General features: G+C 71.6%; 12 protein-coding genes. 8 read left to right on the top strand and 4 right to left on the bottom strand.

What is annotated here, in order from left to right; translation table 11 throughout:
* Positions 1-49: 49 nt before the first annotated feature.
* On the bottom strand, positions 50-301 hold the full coding sequence (locus tag RM788_RS50440) for a DUF6289 family protein (RefSeq protein ID WP_315928825.1): 252 nt from the start codon (positions 299-301) through the stop codon (positions 50-52).
* Positions 302-814: 513 nt separating this feature from the next.
* Positions 815-2,083: an NADH:flavin oxidoreductase/NADH oxidase family protein gene (locus RM788_RS50435; RefSeq protein ID WP_315928823.1), complete on the bottom strand. Its 1,269-nt coding sequence runs from the start codon at positions 2,081-2,083 to the stop codon at positions 815-817.
* A gap of 92 nt (positions 2,084-2,175) precedes the next feature.
* Here RM788_RS50435 and RM788_RS50430 point away from each other — a divergent pair, with 92 nt between their 5' ends.
* The 6 genes from RM788_RS50430 to RM788_RS50405 all read left to right on the top strand — a co-directional run bounded on the left by RM788_RS50430 (position 2,176) and on the right by RM788_RS50405 (position 7,006).
* A complete protein-coding gene (locus RM788_RS50430; protein ID WP_315928821.1) occupies positions 2,176-2,604 on the top strand; it encodes a MarR family winged helix-turn-helix transcriptional regulator in 429 nt (142 codons plus the stop codon).
* Between the two features lie 270 nt (positions 2,605-2,874).
* Positions 2,875-3,798 carry an ABC transporter ATP-binding protein gene (locus RM788_RS50425; protein WP_315928819.1) on the top strand — a complete coding sequence of 308 codons (924 nt, stop codon included), beginning with the start codon at positions 2,875-2,877 and terminating at the stop codon, positions 3,796-3,798.
* The gene (locus RM788_RS50420; protein ID WP_315928817.1) at positions 3,798-4,616 is read left to right on the top strand and encodes an ABC transporter permease; all 819 of its coding nucleotides are present in this window, start codon (positions 3,798-3,800) and stop codon (positions 4,614-4,616) included. The genes RM788_RS50425 and RM788_RS50420 overlap by 1 nt, the downstream gene beginning before the upstream one ends.
* Positions 4,617-4,671: 55 nt before the next feature.
* Positions 4,672-5,781, top strand: a complete 1,110-nt coding sequence (locus RM788_RS50415) for a sensor histidine kinase (RefSeq protein WP_315928815.1) — start codon at positions 4,672-4,674, stop codon at positions 5,779-5,781.
* A complete protein-coding gene (locus RM788_RS50410) occupies positions 5,778-6,437 on the top strand; it encodes a response regulator transcription factor (RefSeq protein ID WP_315928813.1) in 660 nt (219 codons plus the stop codon). Before RM788_RS50415 ends, RM788_RS50410 begins: the two co-directional genes overlap by 4 nt.
* A gap of 35 nt (positions 6,438-6,472) precedes the next feature.
* Positions 6,473-7,006 carry a hypothetical protein gene (locus RM788_RS50405; RefSeq protein ID WP_315928812.1) on the top strand — a complete coding sequence of 178 codons (534 nt, stop codon included), beginning with the start codon at positions 6,473-6,475 and terminating at the stop codon, positions 7,004-7,006.
* An 81-nt stretch (positions 7,007-7,087) separates the two neighbouring features.
* Here RM788_RS50405 and RM788_RS50400 read toward each other — a convergent pair whose 3' ends face one another.
* Positions 7,088-7,708, bottom strand: coding sequence for an NAD(P)-dependent oxidoreductase (locus RM788_RS50400; RefSeq protein WP_315928810.1), 621 nt, complete (start codon positions 7,706-7,708; stop codon positions 7,088-7,090).
* Positions 7,709-7,966: 258 nt separating this feature from the next.
* Between RM788_RS50400 and RM788_RS50395 the strand changes: the two genes are divergently transcribed.
* Together RM788_RS50395 and RM788_RS50390 are read left to right on the top strand one after the other, a co-directional pair.
* Positions 7,967-8,539, top strand: a complete 573-nt coding sequence (locus tag RM788_RS50395; RefSeq protein ID WP_315928808.1) for a TetR/AcrR family transcriptional regulator — start codon at positions 7,967-7,969, stop codon at positions 8,537-8,539.
* 69 nt (positions 8,540-8,608) lie between these two features.
* Positions 8,609-10,345 (top strand): alpha/beta fold hydrolase, encoded by a 1,737-nt coding sequence (locus RM788_RS50390; RefSeq protein WP_315928806.1) that lies wholly within the window; start codon positions 8,609-8,611, stop codon positions 10,343-10,345.
* Positions 10,346-10,450: 105 nt separating this feature from the next.
* Here RM788_RS50390 and RM788_RS50385 read toward each other — a convergent pair whose 3' ends face one another.
* Positions 10,451-11,047 (bottom strand): poly(ethylene terephthalate) hydrolase family protein, encoded by a 597-nt coding sequence (locus RM788_RS50385; protein WP_315928804.1) that lies wholly within the window; start codon positions 11,045-11,047, stop codon positions 10,451-10,453.
* Positions 11,048-11,628 lie beyond the last annotated feature (581 nt).

The raw sequence follows: 11,628 nt of genomic DNA, 5'->3' as shown, positions 1-11,628 counted from the left end.
CTCCACGGTGGGGCGAAGCGTTCCGAACCCCACCGTAGCCGGACAGCGGTCAGGCGTTCCCGCACTTCGCCTGGGTGACGACGGGGTAGCGGCTGGTCGAGCCCCAGGTGTCGACGGAGCCGTCGCAGAACTTCGTCGTGCCGCCCACCGGCAGCTCGTGGTCGACGGAGGCGTAGTAGGTGGTGGTGCACTGGTAGCCCGCCTTGCAGGCCGGGATCGCCTGCGCGGAGCCTGCGGACACCAGCGGAACGCCCGCGGTGGCCAGGACGAGGGCCAGGGCGGTCACTAATCGACGGGTCATGGGAACTCCCTTGGTCGTCGGTACGGGTTCATCCGACGTTAGGGCGGGTGGTGATCGGTGCATACGGCTGTTCGGGCCCAGCGTCCGGAAAAACCGAAGTGCCGTCGCCTTCGGACCCACCCACCACCGAAGTCCCGCGGCACCGCTTGCTCACCCAGGCCCTCCACCACAACATCGCACCCGACGCCGCCCCCAGGTCACGCAGCAACCTGAGCAGCGGTCAGGCCAAGCAACAAGACGGCACCAACCCGATCCACCGAACAAGCCACTCCGCCGCACGACAGCCCGCTCTCCACCGCACAACCACCCACCTACCGAGCAGCGCTCGGCCGCCGTGCGGCCGGCTTGACTTGGGGTTTTGGGCCTGCAATTTGTCGGCGGGCACCTCCACCACCTGGCCTTTCAGCCCGACAAGGCCCAAAAAAGGGGCCCCAAGTCAAGCCGGCCGCACCCGGAGACCACGGATCCGATACCCGGCGACCCAGCACGGCACCAACACCCAGCCCCACCCCATCACCGCCGCGCACAACCCCCACTCACCGGAACCACCTCCTGCACCTCAGCCAGCCAGGCGTGATACCGACGTCCGGCCTGCGCCCGGCGGACTCGGCTCACCAGAAGGGCAAGGGTCGCCGGAAGGCGGGTGACGCCGTCGTCCCCCGCGGCAAGACGGGTGAACTGCCGCAACGCCAACGCCTGCGTCCCCGCCGCGGCGATGGCCTTGTGCCGAACCCGCGCCCGCGGATTCGGCGCGACCCCCTCCTCCCCCGCCAACCACCGGGCGGGCAGGTCAGGCGCCATGGCCAACGCGGTGGCCACCCCGACCACCGCCACGCCACCGTCGATCACCCGCTGCGCCACCGCACGCCGCCGCACACCCCCGGTCACCATCAGCGGCATCGTGGCCGCTTCCAGCAACCGATCGGCGAACTCCAGGAAGTACGCCTCCCTCGCCAACGTGCTCCCATCCGACGGCGCACCCGACGTGGCCAGGCTTTCGATGCTGCCGCCGGACAGCTCGACCAGGTCCACGGCATGGCCGCCGAGCAGCCGGATCACCTCGCGGGCGTCGTCCACGTCGAACCCACCACGTTGGAAGTCCGCCGAGTTGAGCTTCACCGCCACCGCGAACCCCGGCGACACCGCCGCCCGGACCGCGTCGACCACCGCCAGCAGGAACCGCACCCGACCAGTCGGCGAACCACCCCACCCATCCGTGCGCAGGTTCGTCCTCGGCGACAGGAACTGCGAGATCAGGTACCCGTGGGCGGCGTGGATCTCCACCCCGTCGAACCCCGCCGCCTCGGCACGGGCGGCCGTCACCGCGAACCGACCGATCACCTCCGCGATCTCCGCCTCCCCCATCGCCCTCGGCCGCCCGAACATTGACGACAGCGCGCCCGCGTCGATCGGCACGTCGGACGCGGACCAGGTGACCTCGGCCATGTCCTTCTGCACGACCCGCCCCGGATGGTTGATCTGCATCCACACCTCCGCGCCACCGGCTTTCGCCGCCGTCGCCCAACGCCGGAACGGCGCGAGGTCGGTCGCCGACTCCAGCACCACATCCGCCGGCTGGGCCATCGCCCGCGCGTCGACCATCACGTGACCGGTGATCAGCAGGCCCGCCCCGCCGCCGCCCCACCGCCGGTACAGCGCCACCAGCTCGTCACCGGGGACCTGGCCCGCGTCGGCGAGGTTCTCCTCCGTCGCGGCCTTGGCGATCCGGTTGGGCAGGACCGATCCGCTGCCGAGCACCAGCGGGTCGTGCAACGCGACCATCGGGGTCTCCCTCCGCCAAGTACTTCGAGTATCGAAGCATCTGGCGACTGTAACAGCTTCAAGACTCGAAGCACGCCGGTAGACTGGGCGGCATGGACGGGTCGGACATCGAGCGCGCGGTGCGCCTCAACCACGAGGTCTTCCTGCGCACCGGCGACCGGATCCTCGACCTCCTCGCCACGCACGGCCTCACGCACGCGACCGCGCACGCGCTGTGGGCCATCGACCCGGACGAGCCCCCGCCGTCGATGAAGGTGATGGCCGAACGGCTCTTCTGCAACGCGCCGAACCTGACGTTCGTCGCGGGCCAGCTCATCGCGAAGGGGTTGGCCGAGCGCGCCGTCGACCCCTCCGACCGCCGCTCACGGGTGCTCGTCCTGACCGAGGAGGGCACGCGCGTGCGGACCGAGGTGATGCGCGTGACGCTGGAGCGGACACCGTTCGCGAACCTGGACCACGGGCAGATCGCCACGCTGATCCACCTGCTCGACACCGCGCTCGGAACCCCGCACGAGAACTGAGCCGAATTCCGGCACGTCGCGAATAGCAGCCCGGCGGAAGACTGTCCGCGGCAAAGAGAAATCACCGAATGTAGAGACGCTCCGCGAATCGCGCAAGTGCGCCTCGGTTAAGCGTCGAATTACCGGAACGCAACGGCGATCATGCCTTTCACCAGGCATTATTCGCCTATACTGCGCTGGCAGTAGTGCCGACACCTGCGCCAGTAGGACGATTTTCCACCCTCGACCCGGCCATTCTTGAGGGACAAGGGCAACCCTTCAGGAGCAGCGATGATCGAGGTGGAAAACCTCACCAAGCGGTACGGTCAGAAAACCGCGGTCGACGGGCTCACCTTCACCGTCGAACCCGGCACGGTCACCGGTTTCCTCGGGCCGAACGGCGCGGGCAAGTCGACCACCATGCGGATGCTCGTCGGCCTCGACTCGCCGACGTGGGGCACCGCGAAGGTCAACGGCAAGCCCTACCGCGGGCACCGCGCGCCGCTCCAGGAGATCGGCGTGCTGCTCGACGCGCGCGCCGCGCATCCCGGCCGCTCGGCCCGCGACCACCTGCTGGCCCTCGGCGCCACCCACGGCATCGGCGCCCGGCGCGTCGACGAGGTACTCGACACCGCGGGCCTCGCCGACGTGGCGAGGCGGCGGGTCGGCAACTTCTCCCTCGGCATGGGCCAGCGGCTCGGCATCGCCGTGGCCCTGCTCGGCGACCCGCACACAGTCATGCTCGACGAGCCGGTCAACGGCCTCGACCCGGACGGCATCAAGTGGATCCGGCACCTGCTCAAGGACCTGGCCGCGCAGGGCCGGACGGTGTTCGTCTCCTCGCACCTGATGAGCGAGATGGCGCTGACCGCCGAGCACCTGATCGTGGTGGGGCGCGGGAAGCTCATCGCGGACATCCCGGTGGCCGACCTGATCGCGTCCGCCGAGCGCGGCGTGCACGTGCGCTCGCCGCGCGGCGCCGACCTGGTCGACGCGCTGCGCGGTGACGGTGTGCGGATCAGTTCCGTCTGCGACGGCGTGATCGACGTCGTCGGACTGTCCACTGAGGACATCGGGACGCGCGCACTTCGCGCCGGGATCCCGTTGTACGAACTGACTCCCCAGCAGGCGTCGCTGGAAGAGGCCTACACGGAGCTGACCCGCGGCGCCGTCGAGTACCAGGGCACCACCACCTCGTTCGGAGAGGCAGCCTGATGAGCACCACGACCGTCGACCCGCCGCGGGCCGCGAAGTCCTCGTACCGCCTCAGTTCCGCCGGTGTGCTGCGCAGCGAGTGGGTGAAGCTGCGGAGCGTCCGGTCCAGCGGCCTGGCGGTGCTGGGCGCCGCGCTGATGATGCTCGTGACCGGCCTGGTCTTCGCCTCCACGGTCGGCAGCGACTCCGACGGGGCGAACGGGGTGACCGACCCCACCGGCATCACGTTGAGCGGTGTCATGTTCGCGCAGCTCGTGATCGGCGTGCTGGGCGTGCTGGTGGTGTCCGGCGAGTACTCGACGGGCATGATCCGGTCCACGCTGACCGGTGTGCCGTCCCGGCTCCCGGTGCTCGCGGGCAAGGTGGCCGTGGTCGTCGGGACCGTGTTCCCGGCCATGCTGGCGAGCGCGTTCGCCGTCTTCCTGAGCGGTCAGCCGATCATGGGCGGCGCCGGCCTGCCCACCGCCCGACTCGGCGATCCCGGTGTCCTCGCGGCGCTCGTCGGGTCCGCCGTGACGATGACCGGTGTGACCGTCATCGGGGTGGCGCTGGGCACGATCGTGCGCAACACCGCGGGCGCGATCTCCACGCTGGTCGTGCTGGTGTTCCTCGCACCGGGGCTCGGCGGCCTGCTGCTGCCGTCCTCGTGGCGCGACTACGCGCTGAAGTACCTGCCCTCCAAGGCCGCCGAGGCGTTCACCGGCGTCGTGCCGGCTCCCGGACTGCTCACGGCCACGGCCGGTGCCGCCGTGTTCGCGGTCTGGGTCGTCGTGCCGTTGATCCTCGCCGCGGTGCTGCTGCGCCGCCGCGACGCGTAGTCGGGTGTCCACGGTGGGGAGGATCCGATCGCGGGCGCGGAGGCATCCGACCGTCGTGGACGCCCTGGGCGCCGCCGCGGTGTACGCGGTGAGCGCCGCCAACAGCGCGGACCCGCCGCTCGACGTCCGGACCCCGGCGGTGCTCGGCCTGCTGGCCGTGGTCGTCGGATCCCTGGTGGTGCGCCGGAAGTGGCCGCTGGTCGCGTTGGCGGTCACCGCGCTCGGGGTGCTCCCGGCGGTCCTGCTCGGCGCGGACCTGGAACCGTTCCTGGTCCCGACGGCGGTCGCCGCGTACACGGTCGCGGTCCGCACCGACCGGTGGACGACGCGCCGGGCCGCGCTGCCCGGCGCACTGCTGGCCGTCGTGGTCGTCGCGCTGCTGGCCGCGCCCGACGGCTTCACCTGGGAAAACCTGGGCCGGTTCACCCTGATCGGCATGGCGGGCGCGGTCGGCGAGGCGATCCGCGGCCGCCGGGCGTTCATCGCGGCCATCGAGGAACGGGCCGTGCGGGCCGAGCGGTCACGCGAGGAGGAGGCCCTGCGGCGGGTCGTCGAGGAGCGGCTGCACATCGCCCGCGAGCTGCACGACGTGGTCGCGCACCACATCTCGGTGATCAACGTCCAGGCCGGTGTCGCCGAGCACCTGATCATCGCCCGGCCCGCCGCCGCGGCCGACGCGCTGGCCCACGTCCGCCGGTCGAGCCGGGCCGTCCTGGAGGAGCTGCACGGCCTGCTGGGTGTGCTGCGCAGGCCGGAGGAGTCCGACACGCCCACCGAGCCGGTCCCCGGCCTCGCCCGGCTCGGCTCGTTGGTCGAGGCGTTCCGGGCGTCCGGGCTCGAACTGCGGTGGACGTCGACCGGCGAGGTCCGCGACCTGCCCGCCACCGTCGACCTCGTGGCCTACCGGGTCGTCCAGGAGGCGCTGACCAACGCCCACCGCCACGGCGCCGACGCCGCGCACCTGTCCGTGGCGTACACGCCCGCCGACCTCACCCTGGAGGTCGTGAACGCGCCCGGTGGCCGCCCCCGCGAGGGCGGGTCGGGCCTTGGGCTGGTCGGCATGCGGGAACGGGCGGGCGCCGTCGGGGGCTCACTGCGCACCGGTCTCGAACCCGACGACCTGTTCCACGTCCACCTCACCCTGCCGCTCGGGAAGAAGCCATGACCATCCGCGTCCTGCTCGCCGACGACCAGGCACTCATCCGCGCCGGGTTCCACGTCCTCGTCGACTCCGCGCCCGACCTCGAGGTGGTGGGCGAGGCGGCCGACGGCCTGGAGGCGCTCGACCTGCTGCGCACCACCCGCGCCGACGTCGTGCTGATGGACATCCGGATGCCGGGGCTCGACGGCCTGGAGACGACCCGCCGGATCACCGCCGACGAGAACCTGGCGGGCGTGAAGGTGTTGGTGGTGACCACTTTCGAGATCGACGAGTACGTGGCGCAGGCCATCCAGGCGGGCGCCAGCGGCTTCCTCGGCAAGGGCGTCGGGCCCACCGAGCTGCTGGCCGCCATCCGCACCGTCGCCCAGGGCGACGTCCTGCTGTCCCCGAAGGCGACCCGTGCCCTGATCGGCCGGTTCCTGGCCCAGCGCACCAGCGGCCCGATCGCCCCGGAACGCCTGGACCTGCTGACCCAGCGCGAACGCGAGGTGGTCGCGCTCGCCGCGCACGGCATGTCCAACGACGAGATCGCCCTCAAGCTGTTCGTCTCACCGCTCACCGTCAAGACCCACGCCAACCGGGCGATGACCAAGCTCCAGGCCCGCGACCGCGCACAGCTCGTCGTGGTGGCCTACCAGACCGGCCTCGTCCGGTCCTGAGCCGTTCCCCCTCCCCTTGCGAACGAAGGACGACCATGAGCACCCTCACCACTGACCGCGCCACCGGACCGGCGCGGGTGAACCGGGTCTTCTGGCCCATCCCCTCCCGGCTGCGCAAGACCGTCCTGGTCGCGCACGTCGCCTCGGCGGGCGCCTGGATCGGCGTCGACGTCATCTCGACGGTGCTGGTGGCGATCGGCTGGGCGCGCTCCGGCGACAGCCGAACCGCCGTGTACCAGGCACTCGCGGACTACTTCGTCGTCCCGCTGCTGCTCACCGGTCTGGTCACGGGCCTCGTCTGCCTGGTCACCGGCGTGCTGCTGGGTCTGGCGACCAAGTGGGGCCTGGTCCGCTACCGGTGGGTCGCGGTGAAACTGGTCCTCAACGTCGTCGCGTGCGTGCTGCTGCTGGCGTTCCTGGGCCCGATCACCGAGCTGTCCACCGGCGAACAACCGTTGCGGGACATCTGGTTCGTCTCGTTCCTCGCCACCACGGCCATGGTCCTGCTGACCTTCGCGATGGTGCTCTCGGTCTTCAAGCCGTGGGGCCGGGTCCGCAAGCGGGCCTGACCGGGTCGCGCAGGTCGAAGGGGTGATCGGGAACAGGTTCCCGATCACCCTTCGACCTGCGTCACAGCCCGGCAGGGGGCGTCACCGCTCGACGGGCACGGCCGTCTTCCCGGTGAAGCGCGCGGACTCGGCCTCGTCGAGCATCGCCGCGGCCACGGTCGCGCGGCTGACCCGGACCGGGAACAGGCGGTGCGGGGCCTCGTCCAGCCCGAGGGTGCGGCGACTCCCGCTCAGCGGCCCGTTGGACAGCGGGCCCGCGTGGAAGACGGTGCCGCCGGCGGCGAGCACGGCGGTGTCCGAGGCGACCTTGTCCTCCAGTTCCGCCTTGAGGACCACCTTCAGCAGGTTCCTGGTCAACGGGCCCGCCGCGGCCGCCGACGCGCCCGTGCCGAACGCGCCCAACCAGATGATCCGCTCCAGCCTCGCCCGGACGAGCGCCTTCGCGCCCTCGGTGAGCACACCCGGTCGATCGCCCCCGACGTTGCCCAGTCCGGAAAGGACGGTCGTGCTGTCCGACAGGGCCCGCGCCAGGGAGTCCGGATCCCGGATGTCGGCGGCGACCCTGGTGAGGCGGCCGGAATCCGGGACGGTGACGCGGTTCGGGTCGCGGGAGATCGTGGTGACGTCGTGCCCGCGTTCCAACGCCTGGCGGGTGAGTTCGAGGCCGGTGGCACCGGACGCGGCGAGGATGGTCAGCTTCACTTCTGCTCCTGGGATTGCGGTGGGACGGTCGCGCGGCCGGCAGGTCGGTGCTCACGAGGGTCCGCGGCCAGCCTTGACTCCGGTCGGCGCGCGGACGGCTCGGTGCTGCCCGTGCGCCAAACGTAGGGACAACCGGACATAACGACAAGTGCATGCTTGCTCATGGTGGATTTACCCGCGTGCAACTGAATCCGACCCTCGATTGACAGGGCCCACCCCGACCGAGCGGGATTATGTAGATCGGTCTATTTTCATCGCATGGCCGTCAAGGGTGATGAGACGCGGGCCCGGCTGGTCGACGCGGCCCGGACGCTGGTGGAGGCCAAGGGCTACTACGGCACCGGGCTCAACGAGGTGCTGGCGCTGGCCGGCGCCCCCCGCGGTTCGCTCTACCACCACTTCCCCGGCGGCAAGGACCAGCTCATCGGCGAGGCCATCGCCGCGGCGGGCCGGGAGGTCGACGACGTGGTGGCGGCGCTGGTCGCGACGACACCCACCTCGAAGGACCTCCTGCTCGACATGCTGAACGGGCTGGCCGACCGGATGGTGGCGGCGGACTACGCCAAGGGCTGCCCGGTGGCGACCGTGGCGCTGGAGGTCGCCGCGACCAACGACGGCCTCCAGTCGTTGTGCGCGGGCATCTACGCGGGCTGGCAGCGGTCCCTGGCCGACGCCCTCCGGGTCGACGGCCACGACACCACCGAGGCCGACGACCTCGCGGCGACGGTGCTCGCGATGATCGAGGGCTCACTGGTGCTGGCCCGCGCGAGCCGCAGCCGCACGCCCGTCGACCAAGTCGGCCGCCGCATCGCCAAGCTGCTCGGCGGCTGACCACTGCAAGCGTTCGTACGGGTTTCGCACTGTCGTTGGATTATGTAGATCGGTCTAGAGAGGAATCGGATGGACGAGTCTTCAGCCCACCCGGACGCCGTGGTGTTCGGCGCGACCGGCTTCATCGGCAGGTGGACGGTGCTGCGGCTGCTCACGCGGGGGCGCGCGGTCGCCGCCGTCGTCCGCGGCGACGGCCGGGGCGACGAACTGCGCGCCTGGCTCCGGGACCACGGCGCGCCCGCCGAGCGGCTGGCCGTCGTCGTCGGCGACCTCACCGGCGGCGCGGACCTGGGCCTGAGCGCGGCCGACGACAGGCGGCTCGCCGACGTGCGGGACGTCTTCAACACCGCGGCCCTCTACCGGTTCGGCCTGAGCCGCGACCAGGCCAGGGCGGTCAACGTCGACGGCTCCCTCCACGTCCTCCGCTGGGCCGCGACCCGACCGGGTCTGCGCCGGTTGGTCCACGTGTCGGGCTACCGGGTCGGCACCGGCCCGGCGCGCTACCCGCTCCCGAAGGCCGAGGCGGACCGGCTCTACCGGGACAAGGGGGCCTACGAGGGCTCCAAGGTCGAGTCGGACGCGGCCGTGCGGGTCGCCGCGGCGGAGTCGGGCGTCCCGCTGACCGTGGTGAACCCGAGCAGCGTGATCGGCCACTCGGCCACCGGCGAGACCGGCCAGTACATCGGCTTGGCGGGCCTGGTCCGCGACCTGTGGACGGGCGGGCTGCCCGTGCTGCCGGGAACCGCCCGCACGTTCGTGCCCGTGGTGGCCGTCGACCACTTCGCGGACTTCCTCGTCGCGATCCCCGACCACGACCCGGAACCGGGCGGCCTGCACTGGGTGCTCGACGCGAGCACCCCCGAACTGCCCGACCTGGTCCGCCTGCTCGCCGCCCACCTCGGCGTCCGCGCGCCCCGCCTCCGGGTGCCGGTGGCCCTGGTCCGGAGCCTCCCCGCCGCGTTGACCGGAGCCGACCCCGAAACCCTGACCTTCCTCAGCGAGGACCGCTACGACACGACCTCCGCCGACGAGGTCGCCGCGGCCGCCGGACTCCGGCAGCCGCCCGTCGAGGCCGCGCTGCGCCACTGGGCCGATCGCCTGGTGGCCAACGGGTTCGGCACCGCCGCACCGGTGCTCCCCGGCGGTTTCCACGAGGTCGCCGGATCCCGGACCTACGTCGCGGGCGACCGCGCCGCGCCGGATTTCGTGCTGCTGCACGGACTTCCGCACGACGGCGAGTCCTGGCGGGAGGTGCTCGGCGAACTGGGCGGGCCACCCGCGCTGGTCCCCGACCTGCCCGGCCTCGGCCGTTCCGGCCCCACGACGACCACCCCGCCGGACTGGCTCACCGACCTGATGACCCCCGTGCGGACCCGACCCGTCCTCGTCGCCCACTCGGCGGCGGCCGCCCCGGCACTCCGCTACGCCGCGACCCATCCCGACCGCGTCGCCGCCCTCGTCCTCGTCTCCCCCTACTTCCTCCAAGCACAGACTCGACCGCCGCGCCGCGCACTCGCGGCCGACACCGCGGGCCGACCGCGCAGACCCGGCGTCGCCCGCCGCGCGGCCCGGTGGTACCGGTCCGCCGACGACCCCGCCGAACGCGCCGCCCTGCGGGCACTGCTCGTCGCGACCAGGCAGGTCCCGGTCCACATCGTCACCGGGCAAGGGGATCCGCTGACCGGCGGCACCGGCTTCGCCATCACCACGACCATCCCCGCCGCCGGGCACGACCCGCACCTCACCCACCCGGCCGCCGTCGCCACCGTCCTGCGGCGCGTCGCCGACGCCCCGAACCCCGGCTAGGAAACCCGTTGGAGGGCCTTCGGACAAGGCCCTCCAACGGGTTCCCGGATCCCGGCCGCCGACCCGGACCGCGGCCTCCCGCGCGGAACGGGCGCTACCGGGTGGTCAGCTCAGATCCTTCCGCCGGACGTCCCAGTCGGTCGCGCAGAGCCCGCAGCCGGTGCCGACGAACTGCGCCTTGCTGGCGGGATCCCCCTTGAGCTGCCACTTCAGCCAGTGGCCGCCGACCCGGCCGAACTCGCCGCCGTTGGCCTGGGAGCAGGTGCCGTTGTGGCCGACGTCCAGGTTGCCCATGAACGCGGGCAGCCCGGCGGACAGCTGCCGCCAGTCGTCCACGGCGTTCTCGTAGGCGATGTCCGAGGACCCGCCGATGAAGTAGGCGATCGGCGCGCGCAGGCGCTGCAACGCGCTCTTGTCGCCGCCGTTGAACAACCCGCTGTTCCACAGCACGGTGGTGGTCAGCCGCGGATCGGTGGCGACCTCGTAGGTCTCGAGGCCACCGCACGACTGGCCCATCACCGCGATCTTCGTCGTGTCGATCCGGCCGTAGTACTTGCTGGTGCTCAGCGAGTTCTCCGCGATCGCCCAGTCGATCGACGCGGTCAGCATGGCGGCCGTGGACGACCCCGTTCCCCCCGGTCGGCCGTTCGCGATCACCAGGAACCCCTGCGAGGCCCACTCCGTGAGGATCTTCTCGAACATGGTGCCGTTCGCGCGGCACGCCCCGTTGCCCCAGGCGACGATGGTGGGGATTGGTGCGGCGATGACCGAATCGTGTCGTGCCGACCGGGTCGGGTCCAGGGCCGTCGTCCAAGACCGGTAAAGGCACCGATGGCCCCCGCGGACCCGCCGAACGCGGCGCACGTCGGGCCGGAATCCGGAAAGGCGAACGCGGACCTCGATGCTTGCGGCCGTTCTCCGATTCACCCGATAAAGCCACTCGAAAGAGTGACTTTTCGTCCAGGAGTTCCGTTTGCCGCCCACACCCGCCGCGGTTCCGGCGAAAGCCCCGGTTGCCCGACCTTTCACGGCCCACCAGGCAATTGCGCGTCGAATGCGTCCATGTCGACATACCACGCGGCCGCGCTTCCGGCGATATCTCCATAACCGCTAGGACGGGGTCAACAGCTACACAGATGGCCTCTGAGCAGCAAATACATCCGACAACACGGCATCCGGATGCCGACTCACCCACCCCCACCCCCGTGGACCGGACAAACCGGAGTCATGTTCACATAATTATGTCCGCGCACCGCACTCGGATAGGTTGTGCGCCGCGCGCT

The sequence above is a fragment of the Umezawaea sp. Da 62-37 genome (genome assembly GCF_032460545.1).
GTDB lineage: Bacteria > Actinomycetota > Actinomycetes > Mycobacteriales > Pseudonocardiaceae > Umezawaea.
The sequence above is the reverse complement of the archived record's forward strand: the minus strand, read 5'-3'. Positions and strand labels throughout refer to the sequence as shown.